General features: G+C 59.2%; 29 protein-coding genes and 2 tRNA genes. 15 read left to right on the forward strand and 16 right to left on the reverse strand.

Annotated elements, in window-relative coordinates:
- Window positions 1–13 precede the first annotated feature (13 nt).
- From ABWL43_RS19265 to ABWL43_RS19295, 7 genes are read right to left on the reverse strand one after another with little or no spacing between them, the layout of a single operon-like run.
- A complete protein-coding gene (locus tag ABWL43_RS19265; RefSeq protein ID WP_106580533.1) occupies window positions 14–1042 on the reverse strand; it encodes a nucleoside hydrolase in 1029 nt (342 codons plus the stop codon).
- 26 nt (window positions 1043–1068) lie between these two features.
- Complete coding sequence (gene rbsD / locus ABWL43_RS19270) at window positions 1069–1473, reverse strand: D-ribose pyranase (RefSeq protein ID WP_145165845.1); 405 nt, start codon at window positions 1471–1473, stop codon at window positions 1069–1071.
- Entirely contained in the window at window positions 1470–2387 is a 918-nt protein-coding gene (gene rbsK / locus ABWL43_RS19275) for a ribokinase (RefSeq protein ID WP_404483688.1), read from the reverse strand. The genes rbsD and rbsK overlap by 4 nt, the downstream gene beginning before the upstream one ends.
- A gap of 23 nt (window positions 2388–2410) precedes the next feature.
- Window positions 2411–3433: a LacI family DNA-binding transcriptional regulator gene (locus ABWL43_RS19280; protein WP_145165843.1), complete on the reverse strand. Its 1023-nt coding sequence runs from the start codon at window positions 3431–3433 to the stop codon at window positions 2411–2413.
- Between the two features lie 3 nt (window positions 3434–3436).
- Window positions 3437–4414 (reverse strand): ABC transporter permease, encoded by a 978-nt coding sequence (locus ABWL43_RS19285; protein WP_145165842.1) that lies wholly within the window; start codon window positions 4412–4414, stop codon window positions 3437–3439.
- The gene (locus ABWL43_RS19290; RefSeq protein WP_145165841.1) at window positions 4411–5964 is read right to left on the reverse strand and encodes a sugar ABC transporter ATP-binding protein; all 1554 of its coding nucleotides are present in this window, start codon (window positions 5962–5964) and stop codon (window positions 4411–4413) included. Before ABWL43_RS19290 ends, ABWL43_RS19285 begins: the two co-directional genes overlap by 4 nt.
- 57 nt (window positions 5965–6021) lie before the next feature.
- Entirely contained in the window at window positions 6022–6981 is a 960-nt protein-coding gene (locus tag ABWL43_RS19295; RefSeq protein WP_145165840.1) for a sugar ABC transporter substrate-binding protein, read from the reverse strand.
- A 496-nt stretch (window positions 6982–7477) separates the two neighbouring features.
- On the opposite strand from ABWL43_RS19295, the gene ABWL43_RS19300 reads away from it, so the two are divergent.
- The 3 genes from ABWL43_RS19300 to ABWL43_RS19310 all read left to right on the forward strand — a co-directional run bounded on the left by ABWL43_RS19300 (window position 7478) and on the right by ABWL43_RS19310 (window position 9667).
- A complete protein-coding gene (locus tag ABWL43_RS19300) occupies window positions 7478–8566 on the forward strand; it encodes an asparaginase (RefSeq protein WP_404483692.1) in 1089 nt (362 codons plus the stop codon).
- A 155-nt stretch (window positions 8567–8721) separates the two neighbouring features.
- Window positions 8722–8973 carry a DUF1654 domain-containing protein gene (locus ABWL43_RS19305; RefSeq protein WP_106580525.1) on the forward strand — a complete coding sequence of 84 codons (252 nt, stop codon included), beginning with the start codon at window positions 8722–8724 and terminating at the stop codon, window positions 8971–8973.
- A 4-nt stretch (window positions 8974–8977) separates the two neighbouring features.
- Window positions 8978–9667, forward strand: coding sequence for an endonuclease (locus tag ABWL43_RS19310; protein WP_124418031.1), 690 nt, complete (start codon window positions 8978–8980; stop codon window positions 9665–9667).
- 31 nt (window positions 9668–9698) lie between these two features.
- Here the strand turns inward: ABWL43_RS19310 and ABWL43_RS19315 are convergent, their stop codons facing one another.
- On the reverse strand, window positions 9699–10064 hold the full coding sequence (locus ABWL43_RS19315) for an SPOR domain-containing protein (RefSeq protein WP_404488457.1): 366 nt from the start codon (window positions 10062–10064) through the stop codon (window positions 9699–9701).
- Between the two features lie 262 nt (window positions 10065–10326).
- Here ABWL43_RS19315 and csrA point away from each other — a divergent pair, with 262 nt between their 5' ends.
- The 3 genes from csrA to ABWL43_RS19330 all read left to right on the forward strand — a co-directional run bounded on the left by csrA (window position 10327) and on the right by ABWL43_RS19330 (window position 11385).
- Window positions 10327–10521 (forward strand): carbon storage regulator CsrA, encoded by a 195-nt coding sequence (csrA, locus tag ABWL43_RS19320; RefSeq protein ID WP_003192511.1) that lies wholly within the window; start codon window positions 10327–10329, stop codon window positions 10519–10521.
- A 209-nt stretch (window positions 10522–10730) separates the two neighbouring features.
- A complete protein-coding gene (locus ABWL43_RS19325) occupies window positions 10731–10994 on the forward strand; it encodes a hypothetical protein (RefSeq protein ID WP_145165837.1) in 264 nt (87 codons plus the stop codon).
- Window positions 10995–11088: 94 nt separating this feature from the next.
- A complete protein-coding gene (locus ABWL43_RS19330; protein WP_369301013.1) occupies window positions 11089–11385 on the forward strand; it encodes a hypothetical protein in 297 nt (98 codons plus the stop codon).
- 36 nt (window positions 11386–11421) lie between these two features.
- Here ABWL43_RS19330 and ABWL43_RS19335 read toward each other — a convergent pair whose 3' ends face one another.
- Complete coding sequence (locus ABWL43_RS19335; protein WP_404483698.1) at window positions 11422–12099, reverse strand: HAD family hydrolase; 678 nt, start codon at window positions 12097–12099, stop codon at window positions 11422–11424.
- Between the two features lie 215 nt (window positions 12100–12314).
- Between ABWL43_RS19335 and ABWL43_RS19340 the strand changes: the two genes are divergently transcribed.
- From ABWL43_RS19340 to ABWL43_RS19360, 5 genes are all read left to right on the forward strand, one after another.
- Window positions 12315–13085, forward strand: coding sequence for an alpha/beta fold hydrolase (locus tag ABWL43_RS19340; RefSeq protein ID WP_404483701.1), 771 nt, complete (start codon window positions 12315–12317; stop codon window positions 13083–13085).
- A 111-nt stretch (window positions 13086–13196) separates the two neighbouring features.
- Entirely contained in the window at window positions 13197–13457 is a 261-nt protein-coding gene (locus ABWL43_RS19345) for a DUF2790 domain-containing protein (protein WP_262210353.1), read from the forward strand.
- Window positions 13458–13499: 42 nt separating this feature from the next.
- Window positions 13500–14171: a heavy metal response regulator transcription factor gene (locus ABWL43_RS19350; RefSeq protein WP_242195157.1), complete on the forward strand. Its 672-nt coding sequence runs from the start codon at window positions 13500–13502 to the stop codon at window positions 14169–14171.
- Window positions 14168–15568 (forward strand): heavy metal sensor histidine kinase, encoded by a 1401-nt coding sequence (locus ABWL43_RS19355; RefSeq protein WP_404483705.1) that lies wholly within the window; start codon window positions 14168–14170, stop codon window positions 15566–15568. Before ABWL43_RS19350 ends, ABWL43_RS19355 begins: the two co-directional genes overlap by 4 nt.
- 203 nt (window positions 15569–15771) lie before the next feature.
- Entirely contained in the window at window positions 15772–16017 is a 246-nt protein-coding gene (locus tag ABWL43_RS19360) for a hypothetical protein (protein WP_145165831.1), read from the forward strand.
- 15 nt (window positions 16018–16032) lie between these two features.
- Here the strand turns inward: ABWL43_RS19360 and pcp are convergent, their stop codons facing one another.
- The 5 genes from pcp to ABWL43_RS19385 all read right to left on the reverse strand — a co-directional run bounded on the left by pcp (window position 16033) and on the right by ABWL43_RS19385 (window position 19278).
- Entirely contained in the window at window positions 16033–16677 is a 645-nt protein-coding gene (gene pcp, locus ABWL43_RS19365) for a pyroglutamyl-peptidase I (RefSeq protein ID WP_262210356.1), read from the reverse strand.
- Window positions 16678–16685: 8 nt separating this feature from the next.
- Window positions 16686–17636 carry a DUF979 domain-containing protein gene (locus ABWL43_RS19370; RefSeq protein WP_262210357.1) on the reverse strand — a complete coding sequence of 317 codons (951 nt, stop codon included), beginning with the start codon at window positions 17634–17636 and terminating at the stop codon, window positions 16686–16688.
- A complete protein-coding gene (locus ABWL43_RS19375; RefSeq protein ID WP_404483710.1) occupies window positions 17633–18349 on the reverse strand; it encodes a DUF969 domain-containing protein in 717 nt (238 codons plus the stop codon). The genes ABWL43_RS19370 and ABWL43_RS19375 overlap by 4 nt, the downstream gene beginning before the upstream one ends.
- A 241-nt stretch (window positions 18350–18590) precedes the next feature.
- The gene (locus ABWL43_RS19380; protein ID WP_369301020.1) at window positions 18591–19016 is read right to left on the reverse strand and encodes a GNAT family N-acetyltransferase; all 426 of its coding nucleotides are present in this window, start codon (window positions 19014–19016) and stop codon (window positions 18591–18593) included.
- A complete protein-coding gene (locus ABWL43_RS19385; protein WP_404488459.1) occupies window positions 18967–19278 on the reverse strand; it encodes an ROK family protein in 312 nt (103 codons plus the stop codon). Before ABWL43_RS19385 ends, ABWL43_RS19380 begins: the two co-directional genes overlap by 50 nt.
- On the opposite strand from ABWL43_RS19385, the gene ABWL43_RS19390 reads away from it, so the two are divergent.
- The 3 genes from ABWL43_RS19390 (at window position 19219) to ABWL43_RS19400 (ending at window position 21241) form a co-directional block, all read left to right on the forward strand.
- Window positions 19219–19365, forward strand: a complete 147-nt coding sequence (locus tag ABWL43_RS19390) for a hypothetical protein (protein ID WP_404488513.1) — start codon at window positions 19219–19221, stop codon at window positions 19363–19365. The two genes, ABWL43_RS19385 and ABWL43_RS19390, sit on opposite strands and share 60 nt — an antisense overlap.
- 326 nt (window positions 19366–19691) lie before the next feature.
- Window positions 19692–21047: an MFS transporter gene (locus ABWL43_RS19395; protein ID WP_404488460.1), complete on the forward strand. Its 1356-nt coding sequence runs from the start codon at window positions 19692–19694 to the stop codon at window positions 21045–21047.
- The gene (locus ABWL43_RS19400) at window positions 21044–21241 is read left to right on the forward strand and encodes a hypothetical protein (protein ID WP_145165826.1); all 198 of its coding nucleotides are present in this window, start codon (window positions 21044–21046) and stop codon (window positions 21239–21241) included. The genes ABWL43_RS19395 and ABWL43_RS19400 overlap by 4 nt, the downstream gene beginning before the upstream one ends.
- Before the next feature lie 433 nt (window positions 21242–21674).
- Here the strand turns inward: ABWL43_RS19400 and ABWL43_RS19405 are convergent.
- Window positions 21675–21751: transfer RNA gene (locus ABWL43_RS19405), tRNA-Val, on the reverse strand.
- Window positions 21752–21935: 184 nt separating this feature from the next.
- Here ABWL43_RS19405 and ABWL43_RS19410 point away from each other — a divergent pair.
- On the forward strand, window positions 21936–23219 hold the full coding sequence (locus tag ABWL43_RS19410) for an FAD-binding oxidoreductase (protein WP_106576691.1): 1284 nt from the start codon (window positions 21936–21938) through the stop codon (window positions 23217–23219).
- Window positions 23220–23377: 158 nt separating this feature from the next.
- Here ABWL43_RS19410 and ABWL43_RS19415 read toward each other — a convergent pair.
- Window positions 23378–23454, reverse strand: a tRNA-Asp gene (locus ABWL43_RS19415).
- Window positions 23455–23525 lie beyond the last annotated feature (71 nt).

The following is a 23525-nucleotide window of genomic DNA, read 5'->3' on the forward strand; positions in this document are numbered from 1 at the left end:
ACCGGCACACACATTACTTCAGACGCGCCAGACGCTCGGTCAGCAGATCGAAGAAGCCCTGAGCATCGCCGTTCTCGACCCAGAAGGCATTCTTCGGCTGCTTCAGGCCATCGTACCAATCGACAATGGTCTGGCCGAAGGTCGGGCCTTCACGGCTGTCCACCACCACATTGACTTCACGGCCGCTGAACAGCTCAGGTTTGAGCAGGTAGGCAATAACGGTGGCATCGTGAACCGGGCCGCCTGGAATGCCGTAGTGCTCCATATCGCCTTTGACGTATTCATTCAGAATATCGCCGACGACTTTGCTCGCGTTGTTGTTGATATCGGCGATTTGCTTGAGGCGCGCTTCACTGGTCAACACCTTGTGGGTGACGTCCAGTGGCAGGTAAGTCAACTTGACGCCGCTTTTGAGCACGACCTCAGCCGCAATAGGGTCGGCAAACAAGTTGAATTCGGCCACCGGCGTGATATTGCCGCCGTTGAAGTGCGCACCGCCCATCACCACCACTTCCTTGATGCCTTGGGTGATTTCCGGAGCCTGGGTCAACGCCAGCGCCAGGTTGGTCTGTGGGCCGAGCATGGCGATGGTGATGCTGTGGGGCTTGGCGGTGCTCAGGGTCTTGATCAGGTAATCAACGGCATTGCCTTCGGCCAGGCCTTTTTTCGGCTCGTGCACGGTAACGCCCGAAATACCCTCTTTACCGTGAATATTCTCGGCGTAGATCGGCGTGCGCAGCATCGGTTTTGGCGCCCCTGCGTACACCGGAATATCCTCGCGCCCTGCCCATTCGCGGGCCAGGCGCGCATTGCGGGAGGTTTTGTCGAGGCGCACGTTACCGGCGACGGTGGTCAGCGCACGAATATTCAATTCCTGTGGAGAGGCCATTGCAAACAGCAAGGCCACTACATCGTCAGCACCCGGGTCGGTGTCGATGATCAGGTCGATTTTTTCCGCCGCGTGGGCGCTGGCTGCTGTGAGCGCGGACAAAAGCAGGACACTCCGAAACAGGTTTTTCAGGGATGGAAGACCACGTTGCATGAAACACTCCTTGTCGTAGGAAATCTCTAGAAAGTTACGCCGGACACCAGCGCGATATTGCAATAAGGCTGGCACTCGCCGGTGCGCACGACGGCGCGAGCCTTGCGGCTCAGTTGCTTGAATTCTTCGTGGCTGACCAGGCGTCGCTCGCCCAGGGCTGCCTGCTCGGTCAGGGTGTTGAGCGCAGTGAGTGCAGGCGGTTGCTTGAGCAGGATTTCTTCGGCCAGTACGTGGCTTTCCACCTGCATCTCGCTGAGCACAATGCGCAGGGTGCTGATGAAGTCAGGAATACCTTGGGTCAGCGCCAGGTCGATCAGCTCGACACCCGGCGGCACGGGCAAGCCGGCATCGCCGATCACCAGGACGTCACCGTGACCGAGAGACGCAATGACACGCGACAGGGCAATATTGAGCAGCGGTGTCTTTTTCATGAGGGCACAAAACCTTGAACGTCATGCAGCGTGGGAATAGAGGGTTGCGCACCGGCGCGAGTCACAGACAGCGCTGCGGCCACCTGACCAAAGCGGATGGCCTCGGCTTCGCTCTTGCCATTGGCGAGCGCGGCGGCAAACCCGCCGACAAAGGTGTCGCCCGCCGCCGTGGTGTCCACCGCCTTGACCTTGGGCGCCACCAGATGCTCAAAGCCTTGGCCATCGGCAAACAATGCGCCCTGGGCACCGAGGGTGATGATGACCTTGCCCGCGCCTGCCTTGATCAACTGCGTCGCAGCGACCTTGGCACTGTCGAGAGAGTCGACCGTCACGCCGCTCAAGGCGGCGGCTTCACTTTCATTGGGAATCAGGTAGTCAATCGAGGCATACCATTCGGCCGGCAAAGGGCCGCTGGCGGGTGCCGGATTGAGGATCACCGTCTTGCCCAGTTCACGTCCGCGCTTGAGGGCCTGACCTACCGTGTCCATCGGCGATTCCAGCTGGCAGACGATGACGTCGGCGCCCTGCAACACTGCGTCAGCCCGTTGCAACGAGGCTGGCGTCAGCGCACCGTTGCCGCCGGCCACGATCACAATTGCGTTCTGGCTGCTGTCATCCACCACAATCAACGCCACGCCGCTGGAGCCGTCTACCGTGCTCACGGCCTGACAATCAATGCCCTCCACCACCAGCGCATCACGCAATTGGGCCCCGTAGGCATCAGTGCCGACACAGCCGATCATCGCCACATCAGCGCCCAGACGCGCAGCAGCCACTGCCTGGTTGGCGCCCTTGCCGCCGGGGACGGTAGAGAACGTTTGGCCGATCAGGGTTTCACCGGCACGCGGCAACCGACTGGCGCGGGTGACCAAGTCCATGTTCAAGCTGCCTATTACCACTACTTTTGCTGGCATACATCAGTACTCATCAATTCGGTTCAGCGGTATTGGGCGAACACACCGGCGACCGGCGCCGTCGACTCACGCAAAACAATACTCGGCGTCACGATACGTTGATCGATCGGCAGTTGGGGGGTTGCAATTCTTCGCAGCAAAAGCTCGGCCGCCGTTTCGCCCAGTTGCACGATCGACTGCCCGACCGTGGTCAGCGCCGGGTACACGTAACGGCCCATTTGAATATCATCGAAACCAATCACCGACAATTCGCCGGGCACGCGAATATTGCGCTCTGCCGCAGCGCGCAACACGCCGAAACCGATCATATCGTTACTGGCAAAGATCGCGCTCGGCGGATTGTCCGACAGCAACTGCACGGCTGCGGCATACCCGCCGATGCTGGTGAAGTCGCTCTCTTGAGTGCGATTGGCCGCCACTTGCACGCCCGCCTCACGCAGCGCCCGGTGATACCCCGCCAGACGCATTTGCGCCACGCGGGTGTGGCCGGGGCCACCAATGCAGGCGATGTCGCGGTGACCGAGTTCAAGCAAGTGCCGGGTCGCCAGGTAGGCGCCCTCCTCGTGGTCGATGCGCACCAGATCGACATCGATGCCATCCAGCGCACGGTCGACGATCACCATGGGCGTGCGCACTGCGCTCAAGCCAGCGGCAAGGCCGCTGTCGTCGCCCCCTACCGAGGTCACGATCAAGCCGTCGATGCGCTTTTCGAGCAACACACGCAAGTAGCTGCGCTGTTTTTCAGCGTTGTCGTCGGAGTTGCAGAGGATCACGCAATAGCCATTACGCTCGCAGTAATCCTCGATCCCGCGGGCCAACTCGGCAAAATACGGGTTGAGGCTGTTCGGCACCAACAGGCCAATGGTGGCGGTGGTCTTGGCCTTGAGCGATCGCGCGACCGCACTGGGCACATAGTCGAGCTGCTTGATTGCCGCTTCGACCTTGATCCGCACAGGCTCACTCACCGGCCGCGTCTTGTTCACCACATGGGACACGGTGGTGTAGGAAATACCCGCAAGCGCTGCCACATCCTTGATCGTCGCCATGGTTCAGACTCGCCGGCTGGCGCGCTGGCTGCGGTAAGTGTCGAGGACCACGGCAATCACGATCACAGCACCGGTGATGATGCGTTTGGTGGGCTCCGTAGCACCGATCTGCGCAAGGCCAGCGGCCAGTACCGAAATGATCAACACGCCGAAAAAGGTGCTGATAACCGAACCGCGTCCGCCCATCAAGCTGGTGCCGCCGATCACCACAGCGGCGATCACCTGCAGCTCCAGGCCGGAGCCGGCATTCGGGTCCGCCGCTTCCAGGCGCGAAATCTGGAACAGTGCCGCCACACCGGCCAACAGCCCCATCAGGCTGAATACCAGGATTTTGTACGGCTTGGGATTGATCCCGGCCAGGCGCACGGCCTCTTCATTGGTGCCGATACCGATCAGGTAGCGACCAAACACCGTGCGCGTCAACACCAACTGAGCGGCAATGATCACCAGCAAGGCAATGATGAACGACGGCGAAATTCCGAAGGCAATCGGGTTCGACAGCCAGGCAAACGAATCACCAATATAGGCGGTGCGCGAGCCAGTCATTTGGTACGCCACGCCGCGCGCCATCTCCAGTACGCCGAGGGACACAATAAACGAGGGGATTCGCCAGGCCACAGTAATCGAGCCGGTGATGGTGCCTGCCACTGCCGCACAGCCCATGCCCAGCAGCGCTGCCGGCAGCACGCTCCAGCCCCAGCCGAGAATCGCCACACTGACCGCCGACGCGGCCAACGCCAGCACCGAGCCAACCGACAGGTCGATGCCGCCGATAATCAGGATGAACGTCATGCCCACCGCCAATACCATCAAGTCCGGTATCTGGTTGGCCAGGGTGCTGAAGGTGTCATAGGACAGGAAGTGATCGCTCAACACTGAGAACAGCGCGATCATCGCCAGTAAGGCGCCAGCCAGGCCCAGGTAAGTGCCCAGGCCGTAGAAGTTGCCGCCGGTTTTACCCGGGGAAGTTGTGGTTTTCATGGGGTATCCCTAAGCGCTGCGTCGTTGAGCAGCGCGTCACGTTTTTGGTAGCCGGCAAAAGCGGCGGCGAGCAATTCGTCCTGGGTCCAGCTGTCGCGCTCGAAGGTTTCGATCAAGCGCCCGGCGGACAGCACACCGATGCGGTCACAGATCAGCATCAGCTCACGCAGGTCGCTGGACACCACCACCAGCGCTTTGCCCTGGCGCGTCAATTCGCCGAGCAAGGCATAAATGTCGAACTTGGCGCCGACGTCGATGCCTCGGGTCGGCTCATCGAACAGCATCACCGCGCAATCGCGCTCCAGCCAACGGCCGATCACGACTTTCTGCTGGTTACCGCCCGACAGCTCGGACACCAACTGCGCCGGACTGGAGCTGCGGATGCGCATGGCGTCGATCTGGCGCTTGGCCAAGGCGGTTTCGTCGCGGCTGTTCACCACGCCGCCGCCGGAAATTTCCGGCATGTTGCCCAAAGCAATGTTGGCGCTGATCGACTGGGTCAACAGCAGGCCTTCGCCCTTGCGGTCTTCGGTGATCAGGGCAATGCCATGGCCCACCGCATCCACCGGGGAACGAATGCTCACCACCTGGGCCGGCGAACCCAAGGCGACAGTGCCGCTGTCCGCCAGGTCCGCGCCGAAGATCAGGCGCAACAGCTCGGTGCGGCCGGCGCCGATCAGGCCGGAGATGCCATAGATCTCACCGGCGCGCACTTCAAAGGACACATCACGCACCTTGTCCGAGCGGGTCAGCCCTTTCACGGTCAAGGCGGGGCCGCCGATAGTGCGCGGGCCCAGGTCGATCTGTTCACCCAGCTCGCGCCCGACCATCAGGGTGACCAGTTGCTCACTGTTGTAGTTGGCCATCGGCTCGACGCAGACCAGTTTGCCGTCGCGCAATACCGCAATACGCTGGGCAACACGGGCCAGCTCTTCGAGCCGGTGTGAAATATAAATGATCGCCACGCCCCGAGCCTGCAGGCGAGTGATTTGTTCAAAGAGCATTTCGACTTCGCGCGCGGTAAGCATCGCCGTGGGTTCGTCGAGAATCAGTACGTGGCAGTCGCCGATCAGATTGCGGGCGATTTCGACCATTTGTTGATGGCCAATGCCCAAGGTGCCGACCAGCGTGTCGGGGTCAATCGCATCCAGGCCGACCTGGGCCATGGCTTCGATCGCGGCTTTGCGCAGTTGCTTACGGCTGATCCAGCCACATTTGCTGGGCAGGTTATCCAGAAACAGGTTTTCGGCCACGGTCAGTGTGGGCAGCAGGTTGAGTTCCTGCATGACCATGCGCACGCCCAGCTCTTCAGCCTGGGTGCGGCTGCCGGGACGGTAGTCCTGACCATTGAACTGCATATGCCCGGTGGTCGGCGTGACCAGCCCGCCGATAATTTTCGACAGCGTACTTTTACCTGCGCCGTTCTCACCGGTCAGCGCCAGCACTTCCCCACGATTGAGCGTCAGGGTGATGTCGGACAGAACCGGTTGGGCATAGGTCTTGCCGATACCGCTGACCGAGAGGACAGCGTTCGGGGCGGAAGATGACATAGGAAAATCTCCAGGCGCCCACTCAGGACGAGCGGGCGCTGTTGGGTGCTGCCAGGATTACTTCTTGAGGACGAGTTCGACCGGGGTTTCGATCACACCGTCTTTGGCATCGACTTTCTCACCCTTGACCAGCTTGAGCGCGTTCTGGATACCGAACACGGCTTGCTGGGCGGCAGCCTGGTCAGCGGTCGCAAGCACACGGCCATCTTGCAGCATTGGTTTGATGGCTTCGATGTTGTCGTAGCCTACGACCAGCACTTTGCCGGCTTTACCCGCAGCGCGCACGGCAGAGACAGCGCCCAAGGCCATGTTGTCGTTACCCGCCAACAGTGCCTTGAGGTCCGGGTATTCGCTCAACATGGCGGAGGCGACTTTCTGACCCTGGTCGATTTCCCAGTTGCCCGACTGAGTGGAGACGATCTTCATGCCGGCAGCGTCCATCGCGTCCTTGTAGCCTGCGGTGCGCTGCTGCGCGTTGGTGGTGGTCGGGACACCTTCGATGATGCCGACCTTGTCACCCGCGGCCAGTTGCTTGGCCAGGTAGTCACCGACCAGCTTGGAGCCTTTACGGTTATCCGGGCCTACGAACGGAATATCGAGGTTTTTGCTTTTCAGTACATCCGGATCAAGGCGGTTGTCGATGTTGACGACCTTGATGCCCGCATCGGAAGCTTTCTTCAATACGGTGACCAACGCCTTGGAATCAGCCGGAGCAATCACGATGGCGTTTACTTTGGCGAGGATCATCTGGTTGACGATATCGATCTGCGCGCTGGTATCGGTTTCGTTCTTGATCCCGTTGGTGATCATGTCGAAATCACCGGCGTGGTCTTTTTGATACTTCTTGGCGCCGTCCTGCATGGTCACGAAGAATTCGTTGGCGAGGGACTTCATCACCAGGCCGACCTTGGGTTTGGCGGCGGCGTCATCGGCAAAAGCAGAGGAAAGGGGCAGAGCAGCGGATGCAGCGGCAAGCACAGCGACAGCAAGAAGACGTCCAGCAAATGGCAGCTTCATGGGTTCACTCCGATCTTATGATTATTGTGAGCAACGCTTGCACGGCAGACCGTCTCGCAAACGTTTGCGTTAGTCAAACTATGAGAACCTTGTCGAGATTTGTCAACGGGTGAAAAACGCCTTTCATCCAAGCCCATTGCTACCTGCCATTGCGCCCCATTCGGTGGATGCGACTAAACATCGCCCTCGCCCGCCCGTTCTCTAAAACGACAGCCTGTGACACTCATGTCATACGCAACCTGTCGATATGCCCTGATGGCCTTCGGACAACCGAACACGATACTGCCTCCCCGTTCGGAAAGCCGGACGTGTGCTTTTTCATGTCCTCTGGGATATCTGTAAATAGTGTTTTAAATCAACAGCTTAATTTATAGGCACGAACACAATCAGCTTGGTACAAATCCTGCTTTTTCCTGGCACCTCGTGGCGTTCAGAACCGCCCGGGTGTTCTAGATGAACCTGCGACCGCACTCATCAAAAACCAGAGAGAAAAATAATGAAATCTGCACTGAAGTCTTTTGTTCCGGGCGCACTCGCCCTCCTGCTGCTGTTCCCCGTTGCCGCTCAGGCAAAGGAAGTTGAAACCAAGACCCAACTGTCCAATGTGGTGATTCTTGCCACCGGCGGCACTATTGCCGGCGCTGGCGCCAGCGCTGCCAACAGCGCCACTTATCAGGCGGCCAAGGTCGGCATCGAGCAATTGATCGCTGGTGTTCCTGAGCTTAGCCAGATTGCCAATGTGCGCGGCGAGCAAGTGATGCAAATTGCGTCCGAAAGCATCAACAATGAAAACCTGCTGCAACTGGGTCGCCGTGTTGCCGAACTTGCCGACAGCAAGGACGTCGACGGCATCGTGATTACGCACGGTACCGACACCCTCGAAGAAACCGCCTACTTCCTTAACCTGGTGGAAAAAACCGACAAGCCAATCGTGGTGGTCGGCTCGATGCGTCCGGGCACCGCCATGTCGGCGGACGGCATGCTCAACCTGTACAACGCCGTCGCCGTCGCCGGCAGCAAAGATGCACGCGGCAAGGGCGTGCTGGTCACCATGAACGATGAGATCCAGTCGGGTCGTGACGTCAGCAAGATGATCAATATCAAGACCGAAGCGTTCAAGAGCCCATGGGGCCCATTGGGCATGGTGGTTGAAGGCAAATCCTACTGGTTCCGCCTGCCGGCCAAGCGCCACACCCTGGATTCTGAATTCGATATCAAAACCATCAAAAGCCTGCCGGACGTTGAAATCGCTTATGGCTACGGCAATGTGAGCGACACCGCCGTCAAGGCCCTGGCTCAGGCTGGCGCCAAAGCCATCATCCATGCCGGCACTGGCAATGGTTCGGTGTCTTCCAAGGTCGTTCCTGCCCTGCAGGAACTGCGCAAACAAGGCATGCAGATCATTCGCTCGTCCCACGTGAATGCCGGCGGTTTCGTGCTGCGTAACGCCGAACAGCCTGACGACAAGTACGACTGGGTGGTTGCTCATGACCTGAACCCGCAGAAAGCGCGGATCCTGGCGATGGTTGCGCTGACCAAGACCCAAGACAGCAAAGAGCTGCAACGGATGTTCTGGGAATATTGATTTCTGATAACACTGTGGAGGCGGGTTTACTCGCCTCTATCTTCTCTTGAAACTTCCCCGCCACAACTCCCCGCGCAAGTCCTGAGTTTTAAGCAGTTGCGAAATTCCTTATAGTTAAATACTGTATACACATACAGCAAACTAAGGAATGCTCCGTGGCAAAGTCCTCTTCCGCAGCCCCAACCCCGCCTGACGCTTACGCACGCTTGGCCGTTCGTGTGCAAAAAATCATCAATTCGACCAATGCCCAGAAAGCCAAGGCAGCCTTGATCTTCCGTTTACCCGAAGAGCCCGAAGATGAATGGGCGCGCTTGCTGGAAGAAATTGCAGAGAACGACAACGTCACCCTCGCTTATCGGGACGACGGTGGTGTGCAGATTTTCTGGGTTGTGCCGAAGGAAGATTGATTCAATGAGTGTTCGCTTTACTGCGTTGTTTTGTCTGTTTTTTGCCATTACTGCCAACGCCCAGGCGCCTCGAACCTTCAGCGAAGCCAAGAAAGTCGCCTGGAAGCTCTATGCGCCACAATCCACAGAGTTTTACTGCGGCTGCAAATACACCGGCAACCGGGTGGATTTAAAAGCCTGCGGGTATATTCCACGCAAAAATGCCAACCGTGCCGCACGCATCGAATGGGAGCATATCGTTCCAGCCTGGCAGATCGGCCATCAGCGTCAATGTTGGCAGAACGGTGGACGTAAGAACTGTACGCGCCGCGATGATGTGTTCAAGCGTGCAGAGGCCGACTTGCACAACCTGGTGCCGAGCATCGGGGAGGTCAATGGTGACCGCAATAACTTCAGTTTTGGTTGGCTGCCGGTGCAAACCGGACAGTACGGTTCATGTTTGACCCAAGTGGACTTCAAGGCAAAAAAGGTCATGCCGCGCCCGTCTATTCGCGGAATGATTGCCCGGACCTACTTTTACATGAGCAAACAATATGGCTTGCGCCTGTCGAAACAGGACCGCCAACTATATGAAGCCTGGAACAAGACTTACCCGGTACAAACCTGGGAGCGCCAGCGCAACCAGACCGTGGCCTGCGTGATGGGGCGGGGCAACGAGTTTGTCGGCCCGGTTAACCTGAAAGCCTGCGGTTGAGGGCGGGAGGAGCTCCCGCCCGGTCTGTTGGTTACTGTGCAGCCTTGTGTTCAATCACCTGGGACTCGGTGTCATTTTTCTTCGCGCGAGCCAGTTTTTCGGTCAGTTGCGCCTGCTTGGCTTCGGCTTCGGCCTTACTGGCGAACGGCCCCAACAGGACATCGTCCTTGCCGTCTGTTTTCACGATATAAAAATTAAACCCATGTTCCAGCAACCAGGCAGTCAAGTCAGTGATTGCCTGGAGCTTGTGGTCCGGCGGGCCGACCCACACATCCCATTCCTGAGCGGCAATCGCGCCGGTGCCTGGCTGGCTTTCAGTCACGGCAGGCTTGGCCTTGGGCGCTTCGACAGGTTTGCCTTCACCGCAACCGGCCAATGCCAACACCGCAATTGCCATCGCTACTTTACGCACTGCCCTGCTCCTTTGAGGATAAAGAGGCAACTTTATCATTCACTGTCTATTCTGGCCGTCATAAACGTTGGCTTAAACAATGCGAATGATGTATCGCAGACCTGTATGATGCCGCCATGGGAATTAATGTCGCCTCTATGCGTCCTAAAAGAGGCAGTCACAGGGAAGCGCTTAGCAGTAAGCTACACACATCCGACATCTGCCCTGTCTGAAACATGTGTCCTTAAAAGTAATCAAGGAGAAGTCCATGCTTATACTCACCCGCAAAGTCGGTGAAAGCATAAACATCGGTGATGACATCACGATCACCATTCTGGGCGTCAGCGGCCAGCAAGTACGAATCGGCATCAACGCACCCAAGGACGTTGCCGTGCATCGCGAGGAGATTTACCAGCGTATCCAGGCTGGCCTGACGGCTCCGGACAAAAACCAGACTCCTTGACGCACTCTCAGTAGCCAGCCCTTTCGTTCACTGTAACGGCTGGCGAAGACCCTTAAAGGCTGCTCGAGTCTCTTGCGTGAACAGCACGCTTTGCGCCTTGCGCTTCGCCCCAAGATGAAACTGTCTTGACGACTTGAACTTGTTGCGTAATCCACAGCCGAATCTTCTGACTCTTATCCTGCCGTCCGAGTGCATTCAGGAGCACGTCGATGAGGCACGCCGCCCCCAAGCCCCTCGTTTCCAAGTCCTGGTGGATCGTCCTGCTGATAGGGCTGGTCTTCGTGACGCTGGGTTATGGCCTGAGATACGAAATTGAAAGTAGCAGTGCCTCCCATGGTAGCTCTTGGCCTGATCTGGCGCTGTTTCTGTGCGGTTACCTGTTTGCGTTCTGCCTCAAGCCTATTCAGAAGGCGATTCTGCGCAAGTTGTGTCAACGCGCCGCTCAACGAACGCACCACAAAACTGCACGATGACGCCTCCTTGCGGGCTATCAGATCACCGGCATTTACAGTGTCGCAGCAAGACCTATGCTTGGGCTTGCACGGTCAGTATTAAGGGCTGAAACAGATGGATACCCTGAGTAAATCCGAAATTGAAACTGCGCTGGCGGCCCGCCTGCCCAGTTACACAATCGCCTGCACACTGCACGCTGACGGCACATTGTCGGCTGTTCTCAGCGGCCCTGAAACCGACCACTTTGCAATCACCGGTATCGTGCGCGCGCACTATCGCGGCCCAGAAGCGATAGCCCGGCTGGCGAACGAAATCCTCAGAGAAATGGTGATGTCCCGCCAGGGCCTTCGCAGCAGCCGACTGCAGGCCCTACCGGAAAACAGCGTAAGGTCGGACCGACCCGGCAGCTGATGAATCAGGAGCGATAACGGGTTTGGCTTTCGTGTATCAAGCCACGGCGATCGATAAACTCAGCAACCCGTCATCATTACGATGCACGCGCACGCGCTCATACCCCTGAATCGACGCATGCACCGTGACCATGGGCTGCAAGTGCGTCGAGGTCACGACTACCACGTCAGCCCCCGCCGCCTCCGCGGCGCGAATCCCCACCGTCGCATCCTCGAACACCAGGCAGTCCTGCACCGGTACGCCCAGACGCTGCGCACCCAGCACATAACAAGCCGGATCCGGTTTGCCGCTGGCGACATCCTCGGCCGTCACCAGCACTGCCGGCGGCGCAATGCCCGCCGCTTGCAGGCGGCGCAACGCCAACTCCCTGGGGGCAGACGTGACCAGCGCCCACTGATCGCCAGGCAAACTGTTCAGAAACTCGACAGCGCCTGGAATCGCGACGACACCCTCGACATCGTTGATTTCCGCCTCGGTTATCCACTGCGCTTCAACTTCAGCGTCCACGCCTGGCAATGCCTGCCGGGTGATCGTATCAATGGCTCGCGCGCCGTGAATGGTACTCAGAAAAGCCGCCACCTCCAGGCCGTGGCGTTCAGCCCAGATACTCCAGACCCGTTCGGCGGCGGCGATAGAGTTGAGCAAGGTCCCATCCATATCGAATAAAAAGGCGCGGTAGCGTTGGGTAAATGCGGCTGGACCTTGAATAGACACTGCGAGGTTTCCTTTTTATCGCGAACAAATGCTGACCCCGATGCAATCTACGGATCACGTCAACACTTGTAAACGTTGCAGAGCACTGCCCTCCCCCTTTGCATTACAAGCTTGTAATGAAGCTGTAAGTCTTGTCAGCACCCTCACTTCATACAGTGGCGTCGTCAGTCACCCACACCGGGTGACACACCTGCACACTGATGAAGGGCCGCACGATGAAACCTGCAAGCACACTCTGCCTGATCGCCGCCAGCTTGTTGATGCTGGGCACCGGTACCGCCATGGCCGGCACCGTCGCACCGATCAAAGCCAACAACGTGGTCCTGGTGCACGGCTCCTGGGCGGACGGCTCGAGCTGGTCCGAGGTGATCACCCGTCTTCAGGCCGCAGGCCTGCATGTCACCGCCGTACAGAACCCGCTGACCTCGGTGGCCGATGACGTCGCCGCCACCAACCGCGTACTTGATCAACAGGACGGTCCTACCGTCCTGGTCGGCCATTCCTACGCCGGCACCGTGGTCAGCGACGCCGGCGCGAACCCGAAGGTCAGCTCTCTGGTGTATGTGGCAGCCCGCGCACCGGACGCCAATGAAGACTTCGTCGCGCTCTCCGCCAAATACCCGAGCATGCCGGTGCGAGCCGGCGTTGAAGAGCACGACGGTTACCTGACCCTGAACCAGGACGCTTTCCTGAAGTACTTCGCCGCCGACGTGCCCCGCGCCAAGGCACTGGAGCTGTACGCCGTACAACAACCGATTACCAAGACGCTGTTCAGTGGTCGCACCGTGAATGCCGCCTGGCACACCAAACCGTCCTGGTACGCCGTGTCGAGCAATGACCAGACCATCAACCCGGACCTGGAACGCTTCCTCGCCAAGCGCATGAACGCCACCACCATCGAGCTGCCTTCGAGCCACTTGTCGTTGGTGTCCCACGCCAAGGAAATCACCGACCTGATCCTCGAAGCGTCCGGTCGCCAGCCTTGAATCCGTTGATTACGAACTTGTCATGATCCTGTTGGTTGGCTGTTTGGGGCGCCTGGTTACTGTGAACTCACTGCCAATCCCGGCAGCCGACCCTTTAAGAGAACTACTGCCATGAAACTGTTTATCCTGGGCTTCGCCGCGCTGCTTGCCACCGGTTCCGCATTTGCTGCCGACACCCCTTCCGCCACCAACGTGATCCACGACAAGACCGGCTTCTTCGTGCACCTGGACGTCGACAAAGTGCTGTCGAGCACCGACACCTACGGGCAGTGCGGCATCGTCCCGGCCCGCCTCGATTACCTCGACCACCAGGGCCGTGAACATGTGCTGGACTACCAGGTACAGGGCATCGGTTGCGCCAGTGACAATTGATCGGGCTACACTTGCGCCACGCACAGAACCAGGGCACTTCCCATGAATATCCTTGTAGTCGAAGACGAACCCAAGGCCGGCAATTACCTGCTCAATGGGCTGCAGGAACTGGGTTACTCCGTGAGCCTTGCCCGTGACGGTGTGGACGGGTTGCACCAGGCGCTGGAAACGTCATTCGACGTGATCGTGCTGGATGTGATGATGCCGAAAATGGACGGTTGGGAAGTGCTGCGCCGCCTGCGCAAGGAGGCCGACACGCCGGTGCTGTTCCTCACCGCCCGCGACGACATTGCCGACCGCATCAAGGGCCTGGAACTGGGTGCCGATGATTACTTGATCAAGCCGTTCTCCTTCGCCGAGCTGGTCGCGCGTTTGCGCACCTTGACCCGCCGCGGCCCGAGCCGCGAAGAAGAACAGCTGCACATCGCCGACCTGCAGATCGACGTGCTCAAACGCCGCGTCACCCGCGCCGGCGCGCGCATTACCCTGACCAATAAAGAGTTCGCCCTGTTGCATCTGTTCGCGACCCATCAGGACCAGGTGCTGTCACGTTCGATGATCGCCTCGCGGGTCTGGGACATGAACTTCGACAGCGACACCAATGTAGTCGACGTCGCCGTAAGGCGCCTGCGCCTGAAAATCGACGACCCGTTCCAGCTCAAGTTGATCCACAGCGTGCGGGGCATTGGCTACCGCTTCGACACCCAGCCATGAACAACCGCCGCCACTACTCGCTGACCCTGCGCTTGGCGCTGATCTTCGCCCTGCTCGCCTTTGCCCTGCTGGCCACCCTGGGCGTGGCGCTGTACCGCGAACTTGAGCGTGAACTGATCAAGCGTGACGATGCCGCGCTGATCTATCGCGCCGACCAGTTGCGCAACCTGCTCAACGACAGCAACACCCTGGACCTGATCAAGACCAAGCCGGAGCTGTTTCGGAACATGCTGGGCAACAGCGAGTCGGTGCTGAGTATCGCGGCGCCGGGGCAGAAGCCGTTATTGCTGGTCAACCCGGGCAACATTGAAATGCCGAACGTAACGCCCGTGCCAAAGGACCATGAACTGGGCTTTTCCGACGTGCACCACTTACCTGGAGTGAACGGCGTACCCTTCGCCACCGTCGCCGCTTCCATTGATTCCGGAGACCTGGGAAGCCTGCAAGTCACCACGGGACGCTTGATGACCGAACGTACCGCCATGCTTGCCAGCTATCGCCTGAGCGTATTTATCCTGGCCAGCATCGCGGCGATTATCCTCGCCCTGGTCGGTTACCTGCTGGTGTACCGAGGCCTGCTGCCGCTGCGGCGCCTGGCCACACACGCCCAAGGCATCGGCGTGGGCAACCTTGCCGAACGACTCGACAGCCACGGTGCGCCGAAAGAACTTCTGCCGATGATCGACTCTTTCAACACCATGCTCGAGCGGTTGGCCAAGGGTTTTGTGCAACTGGGCCAGGTGTCGACCGACATGGCCCACGAACTGCGCACGCCGATCAACAACCTGCTGGGCGAAACCCAGGTCGCGCTCCAGCAGAGCCGCAGCATCGAAAGCTATCAGCAATTGCTGGCCTCCAATGTCGAAGAGCTCGAACGCCTGGCACGGATGCTCGACAACATGCTGTTTCTCGCCCGCACCGATCCGGCCAGCGCCTTGCGCCAGCGCCAGGAGCTCAGTGCGGCGGATGAAGTGCAACGCATGGCTGATTACTTCGAAGGGTTGGCGAACGATGTGAATATCAGCATCCTCGCGCAGGGCGAAGGCGTGATCTGGGCTGAACCGATGCTGCTGCGCCGGGCGCTGGCAAACTTGTGTGCCAATGCCATCAAATACGGCGCCCCCGGTTCGGAGCTGGTGATTCAAGCCACGCCAAATGCCGAAGGCATCCGCCTGAGCGTCAGCAATCAGGGAGAGACCATCCCCGCCGAACACCTGCCCAGGCTGTTCGAACGGTTTTATCGGGTGGACGAATCGCGGGAACGCTCGGCCCAGTCCAACGGGCTGGGTTTATCGATCGTCGCGACCATCATGCAGCTGCATAACGGCCGCTACAGCGTCACCAGTGAAGGCGCATTGACATGTTTTGAGCTGATTTTTCCAAAGCGGGAACACTGAGCAGTGCGTGCCAGAACCCTGGTGTTATTTTGCAAAGTTTTGTAGGTCGCAGCCGTTCCCATCTGCCTCTACTCTTGCCCAGAGCGCTCTCTCAGATCATTCAAAACAGGTGTCACGCTTTGGAGAACAAACAGCATCAATCAGGCGGGACGAACACGCTGACTCAGGGTAGAGCCGGTGCAGGTAATAACGGAGATTCTGGTATGGAAAAACGCTTGGGTTTACTGGAAAAAGGGCTGGCTGACATGAAAGAGAAGCTGATCGCCGTTTCGAACAGGGCAGAAGCCATTGAAAGGCACTCCACCACCCATGAAAAACACTATGCAACCCGCGCGGACCTGGCAACCACAGAGCTGAACCTGATCAAATGGTATGTGGCCACTGCGTTCGCGATGACGGGGTTGGCCTGCGCCATTACCTTCGGGCTGACCCGAGCGTTGGCCGGTTGAGGCAAGCCTGGCAGGTCAACTGACCTGCCCACCGGTTTGCACGATATCCACCTGCGTATCCCACGCCGTCTGTAGCGCAACCCGCAAACCTTCAACCATTGTCACCAGTGCCATAGAGGGCTTTGCCGCCCCAGAGACCTGATCCGGCAGGCTGGGGGGTACGTGGATAAAGCCACTGCGTATCGCCGTGCCGGCCAGGGCATGCTGCAACAGGTAAAACACCTGATTACACACAAAGGTCCCCGCCGTCTGTGATACCGACGCCGCGATCCCGGCCTCGCGCACAGCCTTGACCATCGCTTTGATCGGCAAGGTCGTGAAGTAGGCCGCCGGCCCCCCGACCACCACTGGGGTATCGACCGGTTGTGCCCCCAGATTGTCTGGGATGCGTGCGTCGTTCACGTTGATCGCCACACGCTCCATGGAGAAATCGCTACGGCCGGGGGCGAGGCCTGTGGCAATCACCATCACCGGGTCAAATTCGGCGATCAACCGCGTCAGGCACGCCCCCGCCGTGGCAAACGCACAGGGCAGTCGACGCGCCACAATGTGCACATCTTCGCTCAGTCGCACGCCGTCCAACTGGCGCGATGCCTCCCAGGACGGGTTCATCAGGTCCTGGTCAAAGGGCTCGAAGCCCGTCAGCAACACAGTTTGCATTTTTGGCCTCACATCAACAGGTAGAGCAGCACGATATTGACCACCAGCATTATCAACGCCGTCGGCAGTTGAGCCTTGATCACTGCGTTCTTGTCCGGCAACTCCAGCAACGCCGCCGGGACGATATTGAAGTTGGCAGCCATGGGCGTCATCAACGTGCCGCAATAGCCGGAGAACATGCCAATCGCCGCCATCACCGCCGGATTGCCGCCATACACGCCCACCAGCACCGGTACGCCGACACCGCCGGTCATCACCGGAAACGCCGCAAAGCCGTTACCCATGATCACCGTGAACAGCGCCATACCCAGCACGTAGACCATCACCGCCACCAACTTGAAATCAAGGTTGATGTAGGTAGTGGTGACATGCGCAACGGCCGTGCCCACTCCGGCTTCATTGAACAATAGCCCCAGCATTGCAAGCATCTGCGGCAACACCATGGCCCAGCCGAGGGCCTCGGTCAGGCGCCGGGATTCACGCAAGGCTTGCACCGGTGTATCGCGGGTCAGCCAGCAAGCCAGGCCGAGGGCGATCAGACAGCCGATGCCCAAGGATACAAAGGTGGTGTTTTTCGGGTCCAGCAGCGGCACGCCGCCGATCTCGGTGTGTTTGAGCAACACCGAACCAATCACGGTGGTCAGGGGAATGGCCAGCGCGGGAATAAACAATTTATGCCCCAGGCGCCCGGCACTCGCGCGGGAGGCCTTGTCATGCAGTTCGGCATGCTTGCCGCGGCCGACGCCACCCAAGCCTGCGATCAGCGCCATCACCACCACGCCGACACCAATGACCACCGACGGCAAGCGCTCCCCCACCAGGAATGGAACGGCAAACAAGAGCCAGAACAGCGCGGTTGACCAGCGTTTAGGGTGGGTTCGATCCAGCAGGATCATTCCTGCAGTTATCAGCAATAGAACACCGGCAAGCCAGTACAGGTACTCAATGGAGATGATCATTGTGCAGCCTCCACCGGCGTGGCGGCGGGCGTCATCTCGCGCGTAAGCCTGCGATCAAACCGGTGCAGGCGAATGGCGTGGATGATAAAGGCGCAAATCGCCGTCGGAATGCCCCACACCGCAATGTGCAGTGGCTCCACATCAATCCCCGAACCCAGCAGGAAGGTGTGCATCAACGCGATCGCACCAAAGGCGACAAAGATGTCCTCACCGAAAAACAGCCCGACGTTATCGGTTGCCGCACACATGGCCAACACTTTGTGGCGCAACGTATCCGGCAGTTTGCCGTAGCGTTTTTCCGCCGCCCCTTCGGCCATGGGCGCCAGCAGCGGCCGCACCATTTGCGGATGCCCGCCCAGGCTGGTCAGGCCCATGGCGGCGGTGGACTCGCGCACAAACAGGTAAATGATCAACAGGCGCCCGACCGTGGCTCGCTCGAAACGCGCGATCCAGTTTTGCGCATGCAGGCGCAGGCCATGGCGCTCCAGCAGGCCAATGACAGCCAGGGGCAATAACAGGATCAGTTGCAGCGCGCGGGTCTGAAGGAAACCATCACCCATGCTGGCGAGAATTTTTTCCAGCGGGAAATGGGCAGCCAGCCCGGTGGCAATGGCGGCGGCGGTGACCACCAACAGCGGATTGAAGCGCAAGACGAAGCCAACCACGATGACAAGTATGCCGATCAACGGCCATAGGTTCACAACAGTTTGCATGACGAAGAGGTCCTTGAATGCGCGCTGCGGCGCCATTACAGCAGGATGTGAACAAAGGGTTCACAGCATGAAAGTGGCATGCAGCCCGGCGCGGTTTTTATTGTTGACCCGATAGGTCGAGCGTCAGTGGCGGCAACTTTGCTGCCTGGGGGCGGGAGGTGTCCAACAAGAAAAATTGTTGCTGCAAACCAATAAATTTTGTGGGTGATTGGCGCCGGGCGATCCGGCGCCGTACGAAAATTCAGCCGAGGCGTTTCTGGAAAAAGTGCCGCTGGTGACCCGCCGGGTAATCAGCGATATGGCCAAATTCACTGAAGCCCAGCTTTCGATAAAACCCCGGCGCCTGGAAGCTGAAGGTGTCCAGCCAAATCCCGACACACTCCCGCTCACGGGCCAGCTCTTCAGCGGCGCGCATCAACCGCGTGCCGGTACCTTGGGTACGCATCTGATCCGGGATGCTCAACAGCTCAATGAACATCCATCCGTAGGAAATTTTTCCATAAAGGCCACCGACAACTTCTTGTGTAGCGGGGTCTCGCAACAAAATCCCGATGGTTTCGAACGCCATGTTGCCCGTGTGACTGAGGTTGTACGCCCTCAGCGGTTTGAGGATGGCCTCACGCTCCTGCGCCGTTACGTCGAACGACACTTCCATTGCCACTTCCATAGCGTGCTCCCTGGTATGAATTGAGTCGGCGACCAGTATGCAGGCTTACTGCGGCTTGACCAGCCTCGTAATCCGGGCTGATCTGCGCCAGGATCATAAGGCTGCCGCCCCCAATGCCACTGCGTCCTGCCCAGCGGCCCCAGGTGCTCCAACACCCTTGGTTACCGCAGGAACACGCCTTGCCACCCGGAATCACCGTCGTGTGCCCGATCTCACCAGCATTGTGCCAGTGGCCGGAATACCGGCGGTTATCCAGGTACAAACCGGCACCGAGACCGCTGCCGATAAACAGGTGCACAAAATTCGTCAGCTCGCTGGCGACGCAATAGAGGCGTTCAATTGTGATTGATCGCGGCGCGGCACGGCTTGCGAAGGCCTGTTGCCCAGCGTGCCGACCGCACATGCGCTACTGGAGCCCTTCACGATGATCCAAGGGTTCTATGTGAGCGCAGCGCAGCTGGCTGTGACGCGCGGGCGCAATCCGGATCAGCCGCGGTATTTGAAGAAGGTGACGCAGACGCGGTAATTCGAGCGTGCGGGCCCAGGGCTGACCCGGTATTGTCGAGTGCGATCGACCTTCACTGAAAAAGGCCAACACCGGTGACTTCATCCGTTACACCTGTTTCAAGCGTGCAAACCCGTTTGATCGCCCTGGTGGTCGCCGTGACCTTTTTCATGGAGAACCTCGATGCCACCGTCATCGCCACCGCCTTACCCACCATGGCGTCCGCGTTCGGGGTCACGGCGGTCGACATGAATATCGGCATCACCGCGTACATTCTTGCCGTGGCGATCTTCATCCCGCTGTCCAGTTGGATCGCCGACCGTTTTGGCGCACGCCGGGTGTTCGCCGGTGCGATCATCATCTTCACCCTGGCTTCGCTGCTTTGCGGGTTGAGCCAAAGCCTTGAGATGTTCGTGATCGCGCGGGTGCTGCAAGGCGTAGGCGGCGCGCTGATGGTGCCGGTGGGGCGCCTGGCGGTGCTGCGCAATACCGACAAAAAAGACTTGGTGAACATGATTGCGGTGATCACCTGGCCTGGGCTGGTCGCGCCGATTCTAGGGCCGGTGGTGGGTGGTTTGATCGTGACCCACGCAACGTGGCCGTGGATTTTTTACGTAAATCTGCCTCTGGGAATACTGGCCCTGGTTGCCGCATTGTGGCTTGTGCCCAAGGGGCGCGAGGCCAGCGTACGGCGATTCGATGCCAAAGGCTTTGTGCTGCTGGCAGGTGCGTGTGTGGCAGTGCTGGGCGGGCTGGAATGGCTGGGCAACCAGACCAGCGAAACGCTGACCCCGGGTTTTGTACTGGTGGCCACGGGCACGTTGCTCGCGGCATGGGCCGTGCGTCATTGCCGCCAGCATGCCGAACCGTTATTACCGCTTCAGACCCTGTCCATCGGCACCTTTCGCGTGAGTGTTCTTGGCGGGTCGCTGTTCCGTCTCGCCATCAGCGCCCTGCCTTTCCTGCTGCCCCTGTTGTTTCAAGTGGGTTTTGGCCTTTCGCCGGTCGATGCCGGCTTGCTGGTGCTGGCGGTGTTTGCCGGCAACCTGGTAATGAAACCCTTCACGACGCCCATAATGCAACGCTTCGGGTTTCGCCCGGTGCTGCTGGTCAATGGCGCTATTGGCGTCGCATTGGTTGCGGCCTGTGCCTTGTTCACGGTGCAAACGCCCTTGCCGCTGATAGCGGCCGTGCTGTTCGTGGGTGGGCTGTCACGGTCGATGCAGTTTACTTGCTACAACTCAATCGGCTTCGCCGACGTCCCCAAGGCGCAGATGAGCGAGGCGTCGGCGCTGTTCAGCATGGCGTTCCAGCTGGCGATGGGTCTGGGGGTTTCCATGGCGGCGCTATTGTTACGGGCGTCGATGGCTGTGCAAGGGCACGCCGTGCACGCGGCTGTCGGGGACTTTCGGGTGGCCTTCGTGGGCGTGGCGCTGCTTGGGCTCGTGGGATTGATTGACGTGTATCGTTTACCGATGAGCGCCGGCGAAAACGTGCTGAATCGCGCCAAAACGACGGGACCGTGAAGAATCCTGTTCCAGACCTATACTCACTTGAGCTGTTGCGCGTTTTGCGCACCGCTCACGGCAGTATTGCCGACCAAGAGGTAGCCGCTATGTACGCAGGACAAATGAATATGACCACAACAAATGGTGAAATACGCTGCCAGATGGTTGTTCAAATCATCTGCCTTTTGTCGGTTGCCACGCTGTTCTGCTGACCCATCAGTACTGCCTGCCTTTCAACCTCCGCTGCGTATAACCGCGCGGGGGCCGCATTCGCTCTGAAGATCTTAAATAATAGGCCTCATGGGCTTGAACACCCCGCCAGAACATTCAAGGCCTTGGCGTATCGGGCCAGACGCGCGCCTAGCTCAACAAACAGACGAAAGCCGAAAATAAAGCCGACAACGACAAACCAGATGGATAAATAGGTGAGCTTTTCCGCGTCGGTGGAATCGCGCCCACACCGGTATCGGCTATTTTGAGTAAACCTCAATCACATCGGCGCAGCGTGTGATCAGCACCGATGCACTCGGGGCGATTTGAACAAGAAGGCGGGCGCCGAACGGGGCGTGGGTAAATCGCAGGCAACAAAAAAGGGCCCACCTTTCGGTGAGCCCTTCTAGACCGCCCAGCAGAGCGGATTTTGTTTGGTAGGCGCGATTGGACTCGAACCAACGACCCCCACCATGTCAAGGTGGTGCTCTAACCAACTGAGCTACGTGCCTGCTGTGAGGCGGCATTCTACGGAATTCCGGAGGGGTGTCAACATCTTTTTTGCAGCTAACCCTATGAATATGCGAATTATTTATTTGCGCCGGGTGCACCGGTGATTTTCGGGTGGCTGGCAGGCAATTTTCAACTCAGGTAGGATCGGCGCACTCGTAAAAAATATAAAACAGAGGTTCCAGGATGGCGAACACCCCCTACCCCCAGTCGTATTACGCCGCGTCCGCGAATGCGGTTCCGCCACGCCCGGTACTGCAAGGTGACGTCGAAACCGATGTGTGTGTGATTGGCGCCGGCTACACCGGCCTTTCCAGCGCGCTGTTTCTGCTGGAGAACGGTTTTCGCGTCACCGTGCTGGAAGCCGCCAAGGTGGGGTTTGGTGCGTCGGGCCGTAACGGCGGGCAAATCGTCAACAGCTACAGCCGCGACATCGATGTGATCGAACGCAGCGTCGGCCCCAAGCAAGCGCAGCTGCTGGGGCAAATGGCGTTTGAGGGCGGCAGGATCATTCGCGAGCGCGTGGCCAAATATCAGATCCAGTGCGACTTGAAGGATGGCGGCGTGTTCGCCGCCCTCAACAGCAAGCACATGGGCCACCTGGAATCGCAGAAACGCTTGTGGGAACGCTACGGGCATACGCAACTCGAGTTGCTGGACGAACGCCGTATCCGCGAAGTGGTGGCCTGTGACAACTATGTTGGCGGCTTGCTCGACATGAGCGGCGGGCACATTCACCCACTCAACCTCGCACTGGGCGAAGCGGCTGCCGTTGAATCCCTGGGCGGCACGATCTACGAGCAATCGGCCGCGGTGCGCATCGAGCGCGGCGCGAACCCGGTGGTGCACACCGCCGAAGGCAAGGTCAGGGCCAAGTTCATCATCGTCGCGGGCAACGCTTACCTGGGGAACCTGGTGCCGGAGCTGGCGGCCAAATCGATGCCTTGCGGCACGCAAGTCATCACCACGGCACCGCTGGGTGATGAACTGGCCAAGACGCTGCTGCCCCAGGATTATTGCGTCGAAGACTGCAACTACTTGCTCGACTACTACCGCCTCACCCGCGACAAGCGCCTGATCTTCGGCGGCGGCGTGGTGTACGGCGCACGTGACCCGGCCAACATCGAAGCGATCATCCGCCCGAAGATGCTCAAAGCCTTCCCGCAGCTCAAGGACGTGAAAATCGATTACGCCTGGACCGGCAACTTCCTGCTGACCCTGTCGCGCTTGCCGCAGGTGGGTCGTCTGGGCGACAACATCTATTACTCACAAGGCTGCAGCGGCCATGGCGTGACGTACACGCACCTGGCAGGCAAGGTGCTGGCGGAGGCACTGAGAGGTCAGGCGGAGCGTTTTGATGCGTTTGCCGACCTGCCGCACTACCCGTTCCCGGGCGGGCAACTGCTGCGCACGCCGTTTGCGGCGCTGGGCGCCTGGTATTACGGGTTGCGGGACAAATTGGGGTTCTGAGTACGCAGTGGGAGCCGGCTTGCCGGCTCTTGCAGCAGAAAGCCAAATCGCAGAAACAAAAAAACCCGGTCTTTCGACCAGGGTCTTTGCTATCGGATCAAAGTCAGCCAAGGGCTTTCTTTGTGCTTCAAGGCGTTCAGTGGGCCTTGAGGCAGATATGGCGCAGCGGACGGGACTCGAACCCGCGACCCCCGGCGTGACAGGCCGGTATTCTAACCGACTGAACTACCGCTGCGTATCGCTTGACCAGCTGAGCGTAAACACCCAACTGTCTTTAAACATCTGATCGATCAGCCTGGGCTGTTC

It is taken from the genome of Pseudomonas sp. HT11, from assembly GCF_044875395.1.
GTDB lineage: Bacteria > Pseudomonadota > Gammaproteobacteria > Pseudomonadales > Pseudomonadaceae > Aquipseudomonas.

Coding starts and splice junctions, on each gene's coding strand:
- ABWL43_RS19265 (WP_106580533.1), bottom strand. CDS start 1,042: ATGCAACGTGGTCTTCCATCCCTGAAAAACCTGTTTCGGAGTGTCCTG.
- rbsD (WP_145165845.1), bottom strand. CDS start 1,473: ATGAAAAAGACACCGCTGCTCAATATTGCCCTGTCGCGTGTCATTGCG.
- rbsK (WP_404483688.1), bottom strand. CDS start 2,387: ATGCCAGCAAAAGTAGTGGTAATAGGCAGCTTGAACATGGACTTGGTC.
- ABWL43_RS19280 (WP_145165843.1), bottom strand. CDS start 3,433: ATGGCGACGATCAAGGATGTGGCAGCGCTTGCGGGTATTTCCTACACC.
- ABWL43_RS19285 (WP_145165842.1), bottom strand. CDS start 4,414: ATGAAAACCACAACTTCCCCGGGTAAAACCGGCGGCAACTTCTACGGC.
- ABWL43_RS19290 (WP_145165841.1), bottom strand. CDS start 5,964: ATGTCATCTTCCGCCCCGAACGCTGTCCTCTCGGTCAGCGGTATCGGC.
- ABWL43_RS19295 (WP_145165840.1), bottom strand. CDS start 6,981: ATGAAGCTGCCATTTGCTGGACGTCTTCTTGCTGTCGCTGTGCTTGCC.
- ABWL43_RS19300 (WP_404483692.1), top strand. CDS start 7,478: ATGAAATCTGCACTGAAGTCTTTTGTTCCGGGCGCACTCGCCCTCCTG.
- ABWL43_RS19310 (WP_124418031.1), top strand. CDS start 8,978: ATGAGTGTTCGCTTTACTGCGTTGTTTTGTCTGTTTTTTGCCATTACT.
- ABWL43_RS19315 (WP_404488457.1), bottom strand. CDS start 10,064: ATGGCAATTGCGGTGTTGGCATTGGCCGGTTGCGGTGAAGGCAAACCT.
- csrA (WP_003192511.1), top strand. CDS start 10,327: ATGCTTATACTCACCCGCAAAGTCGGTGAAAGCATAAACATCGGTGAT.
- ABWL43_RS19325 (WP_145165837.1), top strand. CDS start 10,731: ATGAGGCACGCCGCCCCCAAGCCCCTCGTTTCCAAGTCCTGGTGGATC.
- ABWL43_RS19330 (WP_369301013.1), top strand. CDS start 11,089: ATGGATACCCTGAGTAAATCCGAAATTGAAACTGCGCTGGCGGCCCGC.
- ABWL43_RS19340 (WP_404483701.1), top strand. CDS start 12,315: ATGAAACCTGCAAGCACACTCTGCCTGATCGCCGCCAGCTTGTTGATG.
- ABWL43_RS19345 (WP_262210353.1), top strand. CDS start 13,197: ATGAAACTGTTTATCCTGGGCTTCGCCGCGCTGCTTGCCACCGGTTCC.
- ABWL43_RS19350 (WP_242195157.1), top strand. CDS start 13,500: ATGAATATCCTTGTAGTCGAAGACGAACCCAAGGCCGGCAATTACCTG.
- ABWL43_RS19355 (WP_404483705.1), top strand. CDS start 14,168: ATGAACAACCGCCGCCACTACTCGCTGACCCTGCGCTTGGCGCTGATC.
- ABWL43_RS19360 (WP_145165831.1), top strand. CDS start 15,772: ATGGAAAAACGCTTGGGTTTACTGGAAAAAGGGCTGGCTGACATGAAA.
- pcp (WP_262210356.1), bottom strand. CDS start 16,677: ATGCAAACTGTGTTGCTGACGGGCTTCGAGCCCTTTGACCAGGACCTG.
- ABWL43_RS19370 (WP_262210357.1), bottom strand. CDS start 17,636: ATGATCATCTCCATTGAGTACCTGTACTGGCTTGCCGGTGTTCTATTG.
- ABWL43_RS19375 (WP_404483710.1), bottom strand. CDS start 18,349: ATGCAAACTGTTGTGAACCTATGGCCGTTGATCGGCATACTTGTCATC.
- ABWL43_RS19380 (WP_369301020.1), bottom strand. CDS start 19,016: ATGGAAGTGGCAATGGAAGTGTCGTTCGACGTAACGGCGCAGGAGCGT.
- ABWL43_RS19395 (WP_404488460.1), top strand. CDS start 19,692: ATGGAGAACCTCGATGCCACCGTCATCGCCACCGCCTTACCCACCATG.
- ABWL43_RS19410 (WP_106576691.1), top strand. CDS start 21,936: ATGGCGAACACCCCCTACCCCCAGTCGTATTACGCCGCGTCCGCGAAT.